The sequence below is a fragment of the Escherichia albertii genome, assembly GCF_028622335.1.
In the GTDB taxonomy this organism is placed as follows: Bacteria; Pseudomonadota; Gammaproteobacteria; order Enterobacterales; family Enterobacteriaceae; genus Escherichia; species Escherichia albertii.
In genome coordinates this window covers 1998267-2015280 of the sequence record NZ_CP117568.1, presented here as the reverse complement: position 1 = coordinate 2015280, position 17014 = coordinate 1998267, and the positions used below count along the sequence as shown (strand labels likewise).

Here is a 17014-nt window from a genome sequence, read left to right as displayed (position 1 = left end):
GGTAATATGTAAGGATTAAAGCTTCTCGCCGTTGCTGGCAATCACCTCTTTGTACCAGTTAAAGCTCTTCTTACGTGAACGCGACATATCGCCAGTACCGTCGTCATGCTTATTCACATAGATGAAACCGTAGCGTTTGCTGTACTGCCCGGTGGTGAATGATACGCAGTCGATGCAGCCCCACGGCGTGTAGCCCATCAGATCCACGCCATCGTAAGTCACCGCTTTTTTCATCTCTTCAATATGGGCGCGCAGGTAGTCAATGCGGTAGTCATCGTTGATGCTGCCGTCATCTTCCACTTTGTCGTAGGCGCCAAAACCGTTTTCGACAATAAACAGCGGCTTCTGATAACGCTCATACAGTTCGCAAAGTGCGTAACGCAGGCCCACCGGATCAATCTGCCAGCCCCAGTCAGATGCTTTAACATACGGGTTCGGTACGCTGCCTTCAAAACCAGAAATAGCATCGCCGGTGCCGCCTTCGGCTTTCACCGCATTGGTCATGTAGTAGCTAAAGCCGAGATAATCGCAGGTGCCTTCGCGCAGAATATCCAGATCGCCATCTTCCATTTTGATGTTAAATCCGCGACGCTCCCACTCGTTCAACACATAGGACGGGTAATAGCCACGCAACTGCACATCGGTAAAGACGTAGCGTTCGCGCATCGACTCCTGGGCAAACATCACATCGTCCGGGTTACAGGAATACGGATAGAGCGGCACCATGGCCAGCATACAGCCGACTTTCATCTCCGGGTTAATGCGACGCGCGGCTTTCACCGCCAGGGCGCTGGCGACAAACTGGTGATGCAGCACCTGATACATGGTCTCTTCCGGGTTTTCATGCTCGGTATAGACAACGCCGGAGCAGCAGTAACCGAACAGTGGCGCACGCCAGTTACGCTGGTTGTTAATTTCGTTGAAGGTCATCCAGTATTTGACTTTATGCTTATAGCGTTCAAATACCACTTCCGCGAAACGGACAAAGAAATCAACCACTTTACGGTTAGTCCAGCTACCGTATTGCTGCACCAGATGCAGAGGCATTTCAAAGTGGGAGAGGGTGATCACCGGTTCGATGTTGTATTTCAGCAGTTCATCGAACAGGGAGTCGTAGAACTTCAGCCCTTCTTCGTTTGGCTGTGCTTCATCGCCTTTTGGAAAAATACGCGTCCAGGCGATGGAAGTACGAAAACATTTGAAGCCCATCTCGGCAAACAGCTTGATGTCTTCTTTATAGTGACCATAAAAATCAACGGCTTCATGGTTAGGATAGTATTTGCCGGGCAAGACTTCTTTAGTGATTTCGCGCGGCACGCCATGTGCACCACCGGTCAGCACGTCACAAATACTCGGCCCTTTGCCGCCTTTGTTCCAGCCGCCTTCGACCTGATGAGCGGCAACGGCGCCGCCCCATAAGAAATCTTTCGGTAAAGTGAGTTTTTTCACTATCATAGGCTCCAGATGAGTCAATTCTTACAGGAAATAGTACCATGCAGCCAAACGACATCACTTTTTTTCAACGATTCCAGGATGACATTCTGGCTGGGTGTAAAACCATTACCATCCGCGACGAGTCTGAATCGCACTTTAAAACGGGTGATGTGCTTCGCGTCGGACGCTTTGAGGATGACGGCTATTTTTGCACCATTGAAGTCACCGCAACCTCAACCGTAACGCTGGATACTCTCACAGAAAAACATGCTGAGCAGGAAAATATGACGCTGACCGAACTGAAAAAAGTCATTGCTGATATCTATCCCGGTCAGACACAGTTTTATGTGATTGAATTTAAATGTCTTTAAATTAAGCTCACGCCCGTTAGTTGAAATTTAATCTTTAATTTCATGAATTTTCGGAGATTAATCGCAAATCTGAATTTATTTTAGCTAACAGGTGTTCACTGGAACTATTCTCAGTTACGCTGGAGTTGCAATCACGCGCGTGCGTGTATGTTTCTCCGGAGTAAGTTATGGTTCAGAAGCCTCTCATTAAGCAGGGATATTCGCTGGCAGAGGAAATTGCCAACAGCGTCAGTCATGGTATTGGGCTGGTGTTTGGTATCGTCGGGCTAGTGTTGTTACTGGTCCAGGCGGTGGATCTCAATGCCAGCGCCACGGCGATAACCAGTTACAGCCTCTATGGCGGCAGCATGATCCTGCTGTTTCTGGCTTCAACGCTCTATCACGCTATCCCTCATCAACGGGCAAAAATGTGGTTAAAGAAATTTGACCATTGCGCCATTTATCTGTTGATTGCCGGAACCTACACGCCGTTTTTACTGGTGGGGCTGGGTTCACCGTTAGCGCGTGGGCTGATGATTGTTATCTGGAGTCTGGCGCTGCTGGGGATTCTGTTCAAACTGACCATTGCGCACCGATTTAAAATCTTGTCGCTGGTAACCTACCTGACAATGGGCTGGCTTTCGCTGATTGTGATTTATCAGTTGGCGGTGAAACTGGCGGTAGGTGGCGTGACATTGCTGGCAGTCGGCGGTGTAGTTTATTCGCTCGGGGTCATTTTTTACGTCTGTAAACGTATCCCGTACAATCACGCCATCTGGCACGGTTTTGTGCTCGGCGGCAGTGTGTGTCATTTCCTGGCGATCTATTTGTATATTGGGCAGGCGTAATTGGTACGCCTTTGTATGCTTGAAAAGACACTCCAGCGGCAGCATCCGTATCGGAATACAACCGCCGGATGCGGCGTAAACGCCTTATCCGGCCTACGAGCCGTTTCTCATTTGTGAAAAAGGCATCAAATCCCAGGCCTGAAAAGACGCATCAGCGTCGCATCAGGCACCGGAACGCAACCGCCGGATGCGGCGTAAACGCCTTATCCGGCCTACGAGCCGTTTCCCATTTGTGAAAAAGGCATCAAATCTCAGGCCTGAAAAGACGCATCAGCGTCGCATCAGGCATCGGAACGCAACCGCCGGATGCGGCGTGAACGCCTTATCCGGCCTACGAGCCGTTTCTCATTTGTGAAAAAGGCATCAAATCTCAGGCCTGATAAGACGTGTCAGCGTCGCATCAGGCAGTGGGGGCCGGGGAGCGGAGCGATACAGAGATTTACTCTTCCAGCGAATACGGCAGTGGCTCGATATGCAGTGTGTTCGCATCGTCACGCACGCGGAAGATGCTGTCTGGCTCCATATCGTTATTCATGACGACCTGCACCACGACCTGACCATCTTCCCGTTTTACCGCAGCCAGCACAGTTCCGGTACGGCGCCAGTTTTCGCCCATTTTCATCTCTAAATCTTCACCTGCCTCCGGCAAACGGCTGGCGTGACCTACAAGCAACCAGAGGGCGCGTTTGTTGGCGCCACGGAATTTTGCTCGCGCCACCATCTCTTGCCCGGTATAGCAACCTTTCTTAAAGCTGATACCGCCCAGCGCCTGGAGGTTGGTTGCCTGGGGGATAAACTGCCCGCTGTTGGCGGCATCAATCACCGGGAGACCTGCTTCAATGTTTAATGCCAACCATTGTTGGCTATTGTTCAGTTCCGCTTCACCGCGAAGTTTATCGACCAGTGTATTGGCGGTAGCTTTATCGGTGACGAGCAGAAAACGTTCTGCTGGATGTTCAAACCACAGCAGAGTGGTCGCGCCTTCTCTGACCACCTGTTTTTCCTTCGAAGGCAGTTCGCTAAAGAGATTTGCCAGCGCGGCGCGCGCCTGAAAACCAGCAACGCCGAGCAGCACACGTTCGTCGTCTGGTGCGATGGTCACTTTAGAGAACACTGCATATTTTTTCAGTTCAGTGAGCTGCGACTCGCGTACGCTACGGCGTTCAATCCACGCAAAGCCATCGCCGTCGCGGAACAGCCGTAAATTGCTCCACATCTTACCTTTGGCATCGCAATGGGCGGCGAGCAGATGCTGGTCTTCCGTCATCTGACAGACATCAGCCGTCACCTGGCCCTGCATATATTTTTCGCTGTCCGCGCCGGTAATGGTGGCAAGCGCCCAGTCATCAAGCGTCATCAGAGTCAGCGGTAAACGGGCAGAAGCCGTAGGTTGACGGGGAGGAAAAGGAGTAAAAGCCATATTGGAGTCCTGTTTTACAAACGGCGTAATAATGACTAATGGTAAAAGAGCTATGGGGCATTGCAAGAGCTTTCACTACGCGATCTGTGCCTTCTGCCTGGCTTTGCGAGGCGACTTCCAAAAAAATGAAGCCAGTGAATTATTGTGGATTCATTTCGCGATCGCGATAGTGTTTCCTGATATTCCCGCAAAAGAAGTCGAAAAACACGTTACAATAGCCAGGTACTGGATTTTCGTGAGACAGGAAGAAGATGGACATTAACAATAAAGCCCGCATTCACTGGGCATGCCGCCGTGGTATGCGCGAACTCGATATTTCAATCATGCCGTTTTTCGAACATGAGTACGATAGCTTAAGCGATGACGAAAAACGCATCTTTATTCGACTGCTGGAATGTGACGATCCCGATTTATTCAACTGGTTGATGAATCACGGTAAACCGGCCGACGCAGAACTGGAAATGATGGTCCGACTCATCCAGACACGGAACCGGGAACGTGGTCCTGTGGCAATCTGATTTGCGCGTCTCCTGGCGCGCGCAGTGGCTCTCCTTGCTGATTCATGGGCTGGTTGCCGCTGCTATTTTACTCATGCCCTGGCCGCTAAGTTATACCCCGTTATGGATGGTGTTGCTTTCGCTGGTGGTGTTTGATTGCGTCCGCAGTCAGCGGCGCATTAATGCTCGTCAGGGGGAGATTCGCCTGTTGATGGATGGGCGTTTACGTTGGCAGGGGCAGGAGTGGAGCATCGTCAGAGCGCCGTGGATGATTAAAACTGGCATGATGTTGCGTTTACTCTCTGATAGCGGCAAACGTCAGCACCTGTGGCTGGCAGCCGACAGTATGGATGAAGCTGAATGGCGGGATTTGCGGCGAATTTTGTTACAACAAGAGATACAGTGACGGCGAAGCAAATACGCTAAGCCGCCAGTCACATCACATCAGGCGTAGTGATCTGCTATTTCATTGAGGATTTGCTCACACCAGCTCTGAATACGCTCGTCGCTAAGGTCATACTGGTTAGTTTCATCCAGCGCCAGACCAACAAACAGTTGCCCGTCAGCAATCACCGGTTTTGGGCTGGTAAACTCATATCCTTCCGTTGGCCAGTAGCCGACGAACTTCACGCCTTTGGTCGAGAGTTTGTCATGCAGCATACCGAGCGCATCGAGGAACCACTCGCCGTATCCCAGTTGATCGCCAAGCCCATACAGCGCAACAATTTTATCTTCGAGGTTCAGGTCGTCGAGTTGATCCCAGACCGCTTCCCAGTCTTCCTGAATTTCGCCAAAATCCCAGGTCGGGATCCCCAGAATGAGCACATCGTACTGCTCCATTAATTTCGGGGAGTCGTCCTTGAGGTTATGTAAGGTCACCAGTTCTGGGCCGATAATATCGCGGATTTTTTCTGCCGCCATTTCGGTGTAACAGGTGCTGGAACCGTAAAAAAGACCCATATTCATCACGTAAGCTTCTCGATTCTGCTGTGGCTTTTGCGGCTAGTGTATCAGAATCGCTTTAGTCACGGCACAATAAGGCATAATAGATCAAATGGGTAACGATAAGGGGCGCAAGTGAAACAGGATCTGGCACGCATCGAGCAGTTTCTTGATGCCCTGTGGCTTGAAAAAAATCTGGCAGAAAATACTTTGAACGCTTACCGGCGCGATTTGTCAATGATGGTGGAGTGGTTGCATCATCGCGGGCTGACGCTGGCAACGGCGCAAAGCGATGATTTGCAGGCATTACTGGCAGAGCGGCTGGAGGGCGGGTATAAGGCCACCAGTTCAGCGCGTTTGCTGAGTGCGGTGCGTCGATTGTTCCAGTATCTTTATCGCGAAAAGTTTCGCGAGGACGATCCCAGTGCGCATCTTGCGTCGCCAAAATTGCCCCAGCGTTTGCCGAAAGATTTAAGCGAAGCGCAGGTTGAACGATTGTTGCAGGCGCCGCTAATCGATCAGCCGCTGGAGTTGCGCGATAAGGCGATGCTTGAAGTACTGTATGCTACCGGGCTGCGCGTCTCTGAACTGGTTGGGCTGACGATGAGCGATATCAGCCTGCGTCAGGGCGTGGTGCGGGTAATCGGTAAAGGCAACAAGGAGCGGCTGGTGCCGTTGGGTGAAGAGGCGGTTTACTGGCTGGAAACCTATCTGGAACACGGACGCCCCTGGCTACTGAATGGCGTGTCGATTGATGTGCTGTTTCCCAGCCAGCGCGCGCAACAGATGACGCGGCAGACTTTCTGGCATCGCATTAAACATTATGCTGTGCTGGCAGGGATTGACAGCGAAAAGCTGTCACCGCACGTGTTGCGTCATGCCTTTGCCACCCATTTGTTAAATCATGGTGCGGACCTACGCGTGGTACAAATGCTGCTGGGCCATAGCGATCTCTCCACGACTCAAATTTATACGCATGTCGCCACCGAGCGTCTGCGGCAACTTCATCAACAACATCACCCGCGGGCGTGATGGTTGAAAAGAACAGGAAAATTTATGAAGAAAAGCTTTATGTTGTTTACTCTGTTGACTGCGTTTTCTGGCTTTGTTCAGGCGGATGACGCGGCAATACAGCAAACGTTAACCAAAATGGGCATTAAAAGCAGCGATATTCAGCCCGCGCCCGTTGCAGGTATGAAAACCGTACTGACTGACAGCGGTGTGTTGTACATCACCGACGATGGTAAACATATCATTCAGGGGCCAATGTATGACGTTAGCGGCACGGCTCCGGTTAACGTCACCAATAAGATGCTGTTAAAGCAGCTGAACGCGCTTGAAAAAGAGATGATCATTTATAAAGCGCCGCAGGAAAAACACGTCATCACCGTGTTTACTGATATCACCTGTGGTTACTGCCATAAACTGCATGAGCAAATGGCAGACTACAACGCGCTGGGGATCACCGTGCGTTATCTTGCCTTCCCGCGCCAGGGGCTGGAGAGCCAGGCTGAGCAACAAATGAAAGCTATCTGGTGTGCAAAAGATAAAAAGAAAGCGTTTGATGATGTGATGGCAGGTAAAGCAGCCACTCCGGCAAGTTGCGATATCGATATTGCCGACCATTACGCACTTGGCGTCCAGCTTGGCGTCACTGGTACTCCGGCGATTGTACTGAGCAATGGCACACTTGTTCCGGGTTACCAGCCGCCGAAAGAGATGAAAGAATTCCTCGACGAACATCAAAAAATGACCAGCGGTAAATAATTCGCGTGAAACAACAGATACAACTTCGTCGCCGTGAAGTCGATGAAACGGCAGAATTGCCTGCAGATTTGCCGCCCTTACTGCGCCGTTTATATGCCAGCCGGGGGGTGCGCAATGCGCAGGAACTGGAACGCAGTGTTAAAGGTATGTTGCCCTGGCAGCAACTGAGTGGTGTAGAGAAAGCCGTTGAAATTCTTTACAACGCCTTTCGCGAAGGAACGCGCATTATTGTGGTCGGTGATTTCGATGCCGATGGCGCAACCAGCACTGCCCTCAGCGTACTGGCGATGCGTTCACTTGGCTGCGCTAATATCGACTATCTGGTGCCGAACCGTTTTGAAGATGGTTACGGCTTAAGCCCGGAGGTGGTCGATCAGGCCCATGCCCGCGGCGCGCAGTTGATTGTCACAGTTGATAACGGCATTTCCTCTCATGCGGGTGTTGAACATGCCCGCGCGCTGGGTATTGCGGTTATTGTTACCGATCACCATTTGCCGGGCGATACGTTACCCGAGGCAGAAGCGATCATTAACCCTAACTTGCGCGACTGCGATTTTCCGTCGAAATCTCTGGCAGGCGTGGGCGTGGCGTTTTATCTGATGCTGGCGCTACGCACTTTTCTGCGCGATCAGGGCTGGTTTGATGAGCGCGGTATCGCAATTCCTAACCTGGCAGAATTGCTGGATCTGGTGGCGCTGGGGACAGTGGCGGACGTCGTGCCGCTGGACGCTAATAATCGCATTCTGACCTGGCAGGGGATGAGTCGCATTCGTGCCGGAAAGTGCCGTCCGGGGATTAAAGCGCTGCTGGAAGTGGCAAACCGCGATGCGCAAAAACTCGCCGCCAGCGATTTAGGTTTTGCGCTGGGGCCACGTCTCAATGCTGCCGGGCGACTGGATGATATGTCCGTTGGTGTGGCGCTGTTGCTGTGCGACAACATCGGTGAAGCGCGCGTGCTGGCAAATGAACTCGACGCGCTAAACCAGACGCGAAAAGAGATCGAACAGGGAATGCAGGCTGAAGCCCTGACCCTGTGCGAGAAACTGGAACGCAGCCGTGACACGCTACCCGGCGGGCTGGCAATGTATCACCCTGAATGGCATCAGGGCGTTGTTGGCATTCTGGCATCGCGTATCAAAGAGCGTTTTCACCGTCCGGTTATCGCCTTTGCCCCTGCGGGCGACGGTACGCTGAAAGGTTCTGGTCGTTCCATTCAGGGGTTGCATATGCGCGATGCGCTGGAGCGGCTGGACACGCTCTACCCCGGCATGATGCTTAAGTTTGGCGGCCATGCAATGGCGGCCGGGCTGTCACTGGAAGAGGATAAATTCGAACTCTTTCAGCAACGCTTTGGCGAACTGGTGACTGAGTGGCTGGACCCTTCACTATTGCAAGGCGAAGTGGTGTCAGACGGTCCGTTAAGCCCAGCCGAAATGACCATGGAAGTGGCGCAGTTACTGCGCGATGCTGGCCCGTGGGGACAGATGTTCCCGGAACCGCTGTTTGACGGTCATTTCCGCCTTCTGCAACAACGACTGGTAGGCGAACGCCATTTGAAGGTCATGGTTGAACCGGTCGGCGGCGGCCCGCTGCTGGACGGCATTGCCTTTAACGTTGATACCGCCCTTTGGCCGGATAACGGCGTGCGCGAAGTGCAACTGGCTTATAAGCTTGATATCAACGAGTTTCGCGGCAATCGCAGCCTGCAAATTATCATCGACAATATCTGGCCAATTTAGCGTCATCTTCTCTATAAAAAAGAGTGTGGATTGGGTACAATCCCGCTCTTATCACCGCATTTTGACTAGCTCAAGAAAAGAAATCAGACCATGTTTGAAATTAATCCGGTAAATAATCGCATTCAGGACCTCACGGAACGCTCCGACGTTCTTAGGGGGTATCTTTGACTACGACGCCAAGAAAGAGCGTCTGGAAGAAGTAAACGCCGAGCTGGAACAGCCGGATGTCTGGAACGAACCCGAACGCGCACAGGCGCTGGGTAAAGAGCGTTCCTCCCTCGAAGCCGTTGTCGACACTCTCGACCAAATGAAACAGGGACTGGAAGATGTTTCTGGTCTGCTGGAACTGGCTGTAGAAGCTGACGACGAAGAAACCTTTAACGAAGCCGTTGCTGAACTTGACGCCCTGGAAGAAAAACTGTCGCAGCTTGAGTTCCGTCGTATGTTCTCCGGCGAATATGACAGCGCTGACTGCTATCTCGATATTCAGGCCGGCTCCGGTGGTACTGAAGCACAGGATTGGGCGAGCATGCTTGAGCGTATGTATCTGCGCTGGGCGGAATCGCGCGGTTTCAAAACTGAAATTATCGAAGAGTCAGAAGGTGAAGTGGCGGGTATCAAATCCGTAACTATTAAGATTTCCGGCGACTACGCATATGGCTGGCTACGCACTGAAACCGGTGTTCACCGTCTGGTGCGTAAAAGCCCGTTCGACTCCGGCGGTCGTCGCCACACGTCGTTTAGTTCTGCGTTTGTTTACCCGGAAGTCGATGACGATATCGATATCGAAATTAACCCGGCGGATCTGCGCATCGACGTTTATCGCGCATCCGGCGCGGGCGGTCAGCACGTTAACCGTACCGAATCCGCAGTGCGTATTACTCACATCCCGACCGGGATTGTGACTCAGTGCCAGAACGATCGTTCCCAGCACAAGAACAAAGACCAGGCCATGAAGCAGATGAAAGCGAAGCTTTATGAACTGGAGATGCAGAAGAAGAATGCCGAGAAACAGGCGATGGAAGATAACAAATCTGATATCGGCTGGGGCAGCCAGATTCGTTCTTATGTCCTTGATGACTCCCGCATTAAAGATCTGCGCACCGGGGTTGAAACCCGCAATACGCAGGCCGTGCTGGACGGCAGCCTGGATCAATTTATCGAAGCAAGTTTGAAAGCAGGGTTATGAGGAACCAACATGTCTGAACAACACGCACAGGGCGCTGACGCGGTAGTCGATCTTAACAATGAACTGAAAACGCGTCGTGAGAAGCTGGCGAACCTGCGTGAGCAGGGGATTGCCTTCCCGAACGATTTCCGTCGTGATCATACCTCTGACCAATTGCACGCAGAATTCGATGATAAAGAGAACGAAGAGCTGGAAGCGCTGAATATCGAAGTGGCCGTTGCTGGCCGCATGATGACCCGTCGTATTATGGGTAAAGCTTCCTTCGTTACTTTGCAGGACGTTGGCGGTCGCATTCAGTTGTACGTTGCCCGTGACGATCTGCCGGAAGGCGTTTACAACGAGCAGTTCAAAAAATGGGACCTCGGCGACATCCTCGGCGCGAAAGGTAAACTGTTCAAAACCAAAACTGGCGAACTGTCTATCCACTGCACCGAGCTGCGTCTGCTGACCAAAGCACTGCGTCCGCTGCCGGATAAGTTCCACGGCTTGCAGGATCAGGAAGCGCGCTATCGTCAGCGTTATCTGGATCTCATCTCTAATGATGAATCCCGTAACACCTTTAAAGTGCGCTCGCAGATCCTTTCTGGCATCCGCCAGTTCATGGTAAATCGCGGCTTTATGGAAGTTGAAACGCCGATGATGCAGGTGATTCCAGGCGGTGCGGCAGCACGTCCGTTTATTACCCACCATAACGCGCTGGATCTCGACATGTACCTGCGTATCGCGCCGGAACTGTACCTCAAGCGTCTGGTGGTTGGCGGCTTCGAGCGTGTATTCGAAATCAACCGTAACTTCCGTAACGAAGGTATCTCCGTACGTCATAACCCAGAGTTCACCATGATGGAACTCTACATGGCTTACGCAGATTACAAAGATCTGATCGAGCTGACCGAATCGCTGTTCCGTACTCTGGCACAGGATATTCTCGGTAAGACGGAAGTAACCTATGGCGACGTGACGCTGGACTTCGGTAAGCCGTTTGAAAAACTGACCATGCGTGAAGCGATCAAAAAATACCGCCCGGAAACTGAGATGGCGGATCTGGATAACTTCGACTCTGCGAAAGCGATTGCTGAATCTATTGGCATTCACGTTGAGAAGAGCTGGGGACTGGGCCGTATCGTAACTGAGATCTTCGAAGAAGTGGCAGAAGCACATTTGATTCAGCCGACCTTCATTACTGAATATCCGGCAGAAGTTTCTCCGCTGGCACGCCGTAACGACGTTAACCCGGAAATCACTGACCGCTTTGAATTCTTCATCGGTGGTCGTGAAATCGGTAACGGCTTTAGCGAGCTGAACGACGCAGAAGATCAGGCGCAACGTTTCCAGGATCAGGTTGCCGCGAAAGAGGCGGGCGACGACGAAGCGATGTTCTACGACGAAGATTACGTCACCGCGCTGGAACATGGCTTACCGCCAACTGCTGGTCTGGGGATTGGTATCGATCGTATGGTGATGCTGTTCACCAACAGCCACACCATCCGCGACGTGATTCTGTTCCCGGCGATGCGTCCGGTAAAATAAGCATTACGCTACGCTCACAACCCCGGCAATCGTCGGGGTTGTGACTGTTGATAAATGCAAAATTGCCTGATGTGCTACGCTTATCAGGCCTGCATCGCCTCTGCAATATATTGAATTTTTGCGATGTTGTAGGCCGGATAAGGCGTTTACGCCGCATCCGGCATGAAATAGCGAAAACATTGTCACCCCGGCAATCGTCGGGGTTTTTTATTTACGCTGGGCAAATGCAGACAACCGTTTTTTGGCTTCGCTATTTGTCGCTTGCATTACCATCCATGGGCTGAATGCCCACGGCGTGGCATCGATACCGCGTAATACCTGCGCTAAATCACACCACTGATAATCCATTACTTCATCATTGTTGGGCTGTAACGCGCTGGTAATTCGCGCGGCAAATACCGGACAGACTTCATTTTCGACAATGCCATTCGGGTCGGTGGCGCGATAGTAGAAGTCTGGATAGATCGGTTCGGGGGGCGTTATTTCCACGCCCAGTTCAAAGCGGCAACGGCGGATCACTGCCTCTTCATTACTTTCTCCTTGCTGTGGGTGGCCGCAAACCGAGTTGGTCCACACGCCGGGCCACGCTTTTTTGCTCAATGCGCGGCGGGTGACTAATAGTTGTTTTTCACAGTTAAAAAGCCAGCATGAAAATGCCAGATGTAATGGGGTATCAGCCGTGTGGGCGGCGTACTTTTCCAGCGTACCCGAGGGGACTCCCTGTGCATTCAGTAAAATGACGTGTTCCGTTTGCATAATTTCTCACATGTAATTCTAATCACTCATCATTATAGATAACAGAAGAGTGAAATGATTAACTATGTGAGTGTTTATCGGCATCTGTCTGTAGCGAACAGATGCCGACAGGGAAAGGCAATTAAAAAAGCAGCATCATATATTTGAAGCGGCTTTCAATGGCCATCGCAACGCAGTCAGATATGACAGGAATAGAGAGAGTAAAGAGCAACAGCAGACTGAATATCGCGCGTATTAAAAGATTCATATCATTCACCATGCTCATTTTTCTTTAGCTTGCGCATCAGAAGCCACATACGTACTGTTCTGACTTTCAAATTTTTATCAGCAACAGATTCTTTAACCAGATCGGCATGATGCTGATAGCCATTAAAGAAGACGTTCAGCACAACGGCGCTAAGGGTTGCCAACATAATGCCGCTATGCAGCAAGGGTTGCAGTACGGTCGGCAACTTAGAAAAGAAATCATGAGAAAGCGTTGGGGTCATACCAACACCGAGGCTGATCGCGACAATGTACAAGTTGTAACGGTTAGTGGTGTAGTTACAGCGGGACAGAATACGAATCCCTGTAGCCAGAACCATACCGAACATCACCAGGCCCGCACCACCCAACACGAATTGCGGTATGGAAGCCACCAGTACCGCCATTTTCGGCACCATGCCGAACAGAATCAAAATGATGCCGGAAGCAATGCACACCCAGCGACTGTGCACGCGCGTCACACTAACCAGCCCGACGTTTTGCGAAAATGACGTATGCGGGAAGCTGTTAAACGTACCGCCAATCATTGTCCCCACGCCATCTACTCGTAGCCCGCGAATGATGTCCTGCGATGAGAGTTTGCGACCGACTATTTCGCCCAACGCAAGGAACATTCCCATCGATTCGATAAATACGATGATGAGTACGGCTGTCATGGTCAGAATTGAAACGGGATCGAAAATTGGCACGCCAAACGACATCGGTGTGACAATTGCAAACCACGATGCATCATACAGCCCGGATAAATTCACTTCATTCATCATCCACGACAGAAAAAAGCCAAATACAATCCCCAGTAATACGGCGACGTTGGACATAAATCCTTTCGCATAGCGAGTGATGAGCAGGATGAAAATTAAAACGGCGAAGGAGATCCCTAAATAAACGGGATTACCATATTGCGGATTGCCTTTACCGCCTGCGGCCCAGTCAATGCCGACCTGAATGATGCTAAGACCAATCGAAGTAATGACTACCCCAGTTACCAGCGGCGGGAATAAAGGCATTAAGCGACCGATAAGCGGCGCCAATAATGTGGTGATAAATCCCGCTGCGATAGTAGCGCCAAAAATCCCCAGTAGCCCAATATCCGGGTTCATCCCGATAGCAATCATCGGCGTCACGGCAGCGAAGGTCACCGACATAATGACAGGCAAGCGAATCCCCATAAAACGACCGATGCCTATACATTGCAACAACGTGACGATACCACAGCAAAAGAGGTCGGAACTGATGAGCATTGCAATAGCCTCTTTAGAGAGGCCGAGTCTGTCGCCAATCATCAGCGGTACAGCGACCGCGCCTGCATACATAACAAGTACGTGCTGCAGACCGAGTATGATCAGCTTTCCAGGTGATAATATGCGGTCAACTTCATCAGTAGGGCGTTCTTGCCCTGAAGATGAGGGAAGTTGAGAATCTATGGCGCTCATGCGTCTCTCCTTAAGCTCGCCAGATTAAAAAGCAACCGTTTACCTTTATGAAACTGAATAAACACATGCTCGTGGAATGCCAGTTTTAGCGAGGAGGCGAGGTTATAAGGTGGAAATGCGGAGGCAATCACATAATCGCCGTTAAACAGAACTGGGGAGAAAATAAATGGGGAGTGAAGTTATCTCTAATTTTCTCATATTGATATTTCTTTAATCATTCTGGCACGTCAAACTCTCATATTTATTGCTTTTTATCCTGAAACGTCTATTTAGGGGGATGGGGAGCAATTAATGAAAACGGCATAGATTGCGAGGCAATAATTTGACCTGACTCGCAAAATTATAATTAAAACAGACTTGCTATCTAATATATGCCCGTTTATTGCATCGCAATATTTGAGAGGCCAAAACTCATCAAATGAAAGGGATGCGAATGAACAAATTTATCGCTGCTGATGCTGCGGAATGTATAGGCTGTCATGCCTGTGAAATTGCCTGTGCGGTGGCACATAATCATGAAAACTGGCCACAGAGTCAGAGTGATTTTCGACCCCGTATCCATGTTGTTGGGAAAGGACTGGTCGCGAGTCCAGTTGCTTGCCATCATTGCAATAATGCCCCCTGTGTTACAGCTTGCCCCGTTAATGCTCTTACTTTTCAACCTGATAGTGTGCATCTGGATGAACAGAAGTGTATTGGTTGTAAAAGGTGCGCAATCGCTTGCCCCTTTGGTGTTATTGAGATGAATCACGTGGTTGCATTGAAATGTGACCTTTGTCTTCAACGAGATTCAGGCGCACAAGCGTGTATTGACGTTTGCCCAACGCAGGCGTTACGGCTGATGGATGGCAAAGGGTTACAACAGATAAAAATAACGCGTCAGCGCAGAACGGTGGAAGGAAAAACAGTAAAACAACCGTCCTCATCCCGCAGTGAGGCATTGCTCCCCGTAGCGCCTCGCAAGGGGGCCGCAAAAATTTCTGCCCATGAGCGAAAAAAACACTTTGGCGAAATTTATTGCGCTCTGGATCAAAAACAAGCGCTTTATGAAAGCGACCGCTGTGTCTATTGTGCCGAAAAAGCTAACTGCAACTGGCATTGTCCGCTGCATAACGCCATTCCTGACTACATTCGTCTGGTGCAAGAAGGAAAGATTATTGAAGCGGCGGAACTCTGTCACCAGACCAGTTCCTTACCAGAAATCTGCGGCAGGGTGTGCCCGCAGGACCGGCTTTGTGAAGGCGCATGTACACTAAAAGATCACTCTGGCGCAGTCTCTATCGGTAATCTGGAGCGTTACATTACTGATACTGCGCTGGCGATGGGCTGGCGTCCCGATGTCAGCCATGTTGTACCCCGCATGGAAAAAGTGGCGGTGATTGGCGCAGGGCCTGCAGGGCTGGGATGTGCGGATATTCTGGCGCGCGCAGGCGTTCACGTTGATGTCTTTGATCGTCATCCTGAAATCGGCGGCATGCTGACTTTTGGTATTCCTCCTTTCAAACTGGATAAAACAGTATTAAGCCAACGGCGGGAGATTTTCACAGCGATGGGGATAGGCTTTCATCTCAACTGTGAAATTGGTCGCGATATTTCCTTTAGCGATTTAATGGCGGAATATGACGCCGTTTTCCTCGGCGTTGGGACTTACGGCATGATGCGTGCGGAGTTACCTCATGAAGATGCGCCTGGTGTGATTCAGGCATTGCCGTTCCTTACTGCGCATACCCGTCAGTTAATGGGGCTGCCTGAATCTGAAGAATATCCGCTGACTGATGTCGCTGGTAAACGGGTTGTGGTGCTGGGGGGCGGCGATACAACAATGGATTGCCTGCGTACATCTATTCGTTTGAATGCCGCCAGCGTAACCTGTGCTTATCGTCGTGATGAAGTCAGTATGCCGGGATCTCGCAAAGAGGTAGTCAATGCGCGCGAAGAAGGCGTTGAGTTTCAGTTTAATGTTCAGCCGCAATATATCGCCTGTGATGAAGATGGACGTTTAACGGCGGTAGGGTTGATTCGCACCGCAATGGGAGACCCTGGCCCTGACGGGCGTCGCCGTCCACGTCCGGTTGCCGGTTCTGAGTTTGAGCTGCCCGCCGATGTTCTGATTATGGCCTTTGGTTTTCAGGCGCACGCGATGCCGTGGTTGCAAGGTAGTGGTATTAAACTCGATAAATATGGCCTGATTAAAACCGGCGACGCGGGATATTTATCCACTCAAACGCATCTGAAAAAAGTCTTTGCTGGTGGCGATGCTGTTCATGGTGCGGATCTGGTCGTCACTGCAATGGCGGCAGGAAGACAGGCTGCGCGCGATATGTTAGCCATGTTTGATACGCAGGTATCGCAATGAAATCGTTAATTATCGTCAATCAAACTGACTGCATTGGTTGCCGTACTTGTGAAGTCGCTTGTGTGGTTGCTCACTCGTCAGAACAGGAGTTGAATGCCCGTTTTTTTCTGCCACGCCTGAAGGTGCAACGTCTGGATAGCGTGAGTGCTCCGGTGATGTGTCATCAGTGCGAAAACGCGCCGTGTGTAAGGGCTTGCCCGGTACATGCGCTGACGATGGGGGAGCAGGTAGTACAGGCAAACGCCGCCCGTTGTATTGGCTGTCAGAGGTGTGTCAGTGCGTGTCCGTTTGGCATGATCACCGTTCAGATATTGCCGGGAAATACACGCCCACTGATTGTGAAATGTGATCTTTGCGAACATCGGGTTGCAGGACCGGCTTGTGTAGAGTCCTGTCCGACGAAGGCGTTACAGTTGATGACCGAGGGAGAACTTAAGCGGATCCGCCGGCAACGTATTGCTACCAGCGGTGAGAATCCTCTCTGATAAAAAC

General features: G+C 51.0%; 18 protein-coding genes. 12 read left to right on the top strand and 6 right to left on the bottom strand.

Features of this window, described 5'->3' with window-relative positions:
* Window positions 1-15: 15 nt before the first annotated feature.
* Window positions 16-1449: a 6-phospho-beta-glucosidase BglA gene (gene bglA / locus PS053_RS09800; RefSeq protein ID WP_025238420.1), complete on the bottom strand. Its 1434-nt coding sequence runs from the start codon at window positions 1447-1449 to the stop codon at window positions 16-18.
* A 44-nt stretch (window positions 1450-1493) separates the two neighbouring features.
* Here bglA and yqfB point away from each other — a divergent pair, with 44 nt between their 5' ends.
* Window positions 1494-1805: a N(4)-acetylcytidine aminohydrolase gene (gene yqfB, locus PS053_RS09795; protein WP_001182937.1), complete on the top strand. Its 312-nt coding sequence runs from the start codon at window positions 1494-1496 to the stop codon at window positions 1803-1805.
* 167 nt (window positions 1806-1972) lie between these two features.
* The gene (trhA, locus tag PS053_RS09790; RefSeq protein WP_000250281.1) at window positions 1973-2632 is read left to right on the top strand and encodes a PAQR family membrane homeostasis protein TrhA; all 660 of its coding nucleotides are present in this window, start codon (window positions 1973-1975) and stop codon (window positions 2630-2632) included.
* 439 nt (window positions 2633-3071) lie between these two features.
* On the opposite strand, the gene ygfZ is transcribed toward trhA, so the two are convergent.
* Window positions 3072-4052, bottom strand: coding sequence for a tRNA-modifying protein YgfZ (ygfZ, locus tag PS053_RS09785; RefSeq protein ID WP_256878858.1), 981 nt, complete (start codon window positions 4050-4052; stop codon window positions 3072-3074).
* 31 nt (window positions 4053-4083) lie between these two features.
* Here ygfZ and PS053_RS09780 point away from each other — a divergent pair, with 31 nt between their 5' ends.
* The 3 genes from PS053_RS09780 to PS053_RS09770 are packed head-to-tail and all read left to right on the top strand — an operon-like array spanning window position 4084 to window position 4955.
* Window positions 4084-4314 carry a hypothetical protein gene (locus PS053_RS09780; RefSeq protein ID WP_000181267.1) on the top strand — a complete coding sequence of 77 codons (231 nt, stop codon included), beginning with the start codon at window positions 4084-4086 and terminating at the stop codon, window positions 4312-4314.
* Window positions 4304-4570 carry an FAD assembly factor SdhE gene (gene sdhE, locus PS053_RS09775; protein ID WP_000354046.1) on the top strand — a complete coding sequence of 89 codons (267 nt, stop codon included), beginning with the start codon at window positions 4304-4306 and terminating at the stop codon, window positions 4568-4570. The genes PS053_RS09780 and sdhE overlap by 11 nt, the downstream gene beginning before the upstream one ends.
* Window positions 4551-4955, top strand: coding sequence for a protein YgfX (locus PS053_RS09770; RefSeq protein ID WP_000244763.1), 405 nt, complete (start codon window positions 4551-4553; stop codon window positions 4953-4955). Before sdhE ends, PS053_RS09770 begins: the two co-directional genes overlap by 20 nt.
* Window positions 4956-4993: 38 nt before the next feature.
* Here PS053_RS09770 and fldB read toward each other — a convergent pair whose 3' ends face one another.
* Window positions 4994-5515, bottom strand: a complete 522-nt coding sequence (fldB, locus tag PS053_RS09765; protein WP_125060507.1) for a flavodoxin FldB — start codon at window positions 5513-5515, stop codon at window positions 4994-4996.
* A gap of 111 nt (window positions 5516-5626) precedes the next feature.
* On the opposite strand from fldB, the gene xerD reads away from it, so the two are divergent.
* The 5 genes from xerD (at window position 5627) to lysS (ending at window position 11713) form a co-directional block, all read left to right on the top strand.
* A complete protein-coding gene (gene xerD / locus PS053_RS09760; protein ID WP_000806638.1) occupies window positions 5627-6523 on the top strand; it encodes a site-specific tyrosine recombinase XerD in 897 nt (298 codons plus the stop codon).
* Window positions 6524-6547: 24 nt separating this feature from the next.
* Window positions 6548-7258 (top strand): bifunctional protein-disulfide isomerase/oxidoreductase DsbC, encoded by a 711-nt coding sequence (dsbC, locus tag PS053_RS09755; RefSeq protein WP_000748105.1) that lies wholly within the window; start codon window positions 6548-6550, stop codon window positions 7256-7258.
* A gap of 5 nt (window positions 7259-7263) precedes the next feature.
* Window positions 7264-8997: a single-stranded-DNA-specific exonuclease RecJ gene (gene recJ / locus PS053_RS09750; RefSeq protein ID WP_059258720.1), complete on the top strand. Its 1734-nt coding sequence runs from the start codon at window positions 7264-7266 to the stop codon at window positions 8995-8997.
* A 90-nt stretch (window positions 8998-9087) separates the two neighbouring features.
* Window positions 9088-10186, top strand: a protein-coding gene (gene prfB, locus PS053_RS09745; protein ID WP_095522726.1) for a peptide chain release factor 2 whose coding sequence is annotated in 2 segments (ribosomal slippage) — window positions 9088-9162 and window positions 9164-10186 — 1098 coding nt in all. Because the reading frame shifts where the segments join, the coding sequence is not laid out codon by codon here.
* Window positions 10187-10195: 9 nt separating this feature from the next.
* Window positions 10196-11713, top strand: a complete 1518-nt coding sequence (gene lysS / locus PS053_RS09740) for a lysine--tRNA ligase (protein ID WP_256878859.1) — start codon at window positions 10196-10198, stop codon at window positions 11711-11713.
* A gap of 207 nt (window positions 11714-11920) precedes the next feature.
* Here the strand turns inward: lysS and idi are convergent, their stop codons facing one another.
* From idi to uacT, 3 genes are all read right to left on the bottom strand, one after another.
* On the bottom strand, window positions 11921-12469 hold the full coding sequence (idi, locus tag PS053_RS09730; protein WP_001192776.1) for an isopentenyl-diphosphate Delta-isomerase: 549 nt from the start codon (window positions 12467-12469) through the stop codon (window positions 11921-11923).
* Between the two features lie 121 nt (window positions 12470-12590).
* Entirely contained in the window at window positions 12591-12716 is a 126-nt protein-coding gene (gene yqfG, locus PS053_RS09725; RefSeq protein WP_032275372.1) for a protein YqfG, read from the bottom strand.
* A 1-nt stretch (window position 12717) separates the two neighbouring features.
* On the bottom strand, window positions 12718-14166 hold the full coding sequence (gene uacT, locus PS053_RS09720) for a urate/proton symporter UacT (RefSeq protein ID WP_001272878.1): 1449 nt from the start codon (window positions 14164-14166) through the stop codon (window positions 12718-12720).
* A gap of 433 nt (window positions 14167-14599) precedes the next feature.
* On the opposite strand from uacT, the gene ygfT reads away from it, so the two are divergent.
* Window positions 14600-16522, top strand: coding sequence for a formate-dependent uric acid utilization protein YgfT (gene ygfT, locus PS053_RS09715; protein WP_059274577.1), 1923 nt, complete (start codon window positions 14600-14602; stop codon window positions 16520-16522).
* Entirely contained in the window at window positions 16519-17007 is a 489-nt protein-coding gene (locus PS053_RS09710; RefSeq protein WP_000838437.1) for a 4Fe-4S dicluster domain-containing protein, read from the top strand. Before ygfT ends, PS053_RS09710 begins: the two co-directional genes overlap by 4 nt.
* Window positions 17008-17014: the final 7 nt, after the last annotated feature.

Coding starts and splice junctions, on each gene's coding strand:
- yqfB (WP_001182937.1), top strand. CDS start 1,494: ATGCAGCCAAACGACATCACTTTTTTTCAACGATTCCAGGATGACATT.
- trhA (WP_000250281.1), top strand. CDS start 1,973: ATGGTTCAGAAGCCTCTCATTAAGCAGGGATATTCGCTGGCAGAGGAA.
- ygfZ (WP_256878858.1), bottom strand. CDS start 4,052: ATGGCTTTTACTCCTTTTCCTCCCCGTCAACCTACGGCTTCTGCCCGT.
- PS053_RS09780 (WP_000181267.1), top strand. CDS start 4,084: ATGACTAATGGTAAAAGAGCTATGGGGCATTGCAAGAGCTTTCACTAC.
- sdhE (WP_000354046.1), top strand. CDS start 4,304: ATGGACATTAACAATAAAGCCCGCATTCACTGGGCATGCCGCCGTGGT.
- fldB (WP_125060507.1), bottom strand. CDS start 5,515: ATGAATATGGGTCTTTTTTACGGTTCCAGCACCTGTTACACCGAAATG.
- dsbC (WP_000748105.1), top strand. CDS start 6,548: ATGAAGAAAAGCTTTATGTTGTTTACTCTGTTGACTGCGTTTTCTGGC.
- lysS (WP_256878859.1), top strand. CDS start 10,196: ATGTCTGAACAACACGCACAGGGCGCTGACGCGGTAGTCGATCTTAAC.
- idi (WP_001192776.1), bottom strand. CDS start 12,469: ATGCAAACGGAACACGTCATTTTACTGAATGCACAGGGAGTCCCCTCG.
- yqfG (WP_032275372.1), bottom strand. CDS start 12,716: ATGAATCTTTTAATACGCGCGATATTCAGTCTGCTGTTGCTCTTTACT.
- uacT (WP_001272878.1), bottom strand. CDS start 14,166: ATGAGCGCCATAGATTCTCAACTTCCCTCATCTTCAGGGCAAGAACGC.
- ygfT (WP_059274577.1), top strand. CDS start 14,600: ATGAACAAATTTATCGCTGCTGATGCTGCGGAATGTATAGGCTGTCAT.
- PS053_RS09710 (WP_000838437.1), top strand. CDS start 16,519: ATGAAATCGTTAATTATCGTCAATCAAACTGACTGCATTGGTTGCCGT.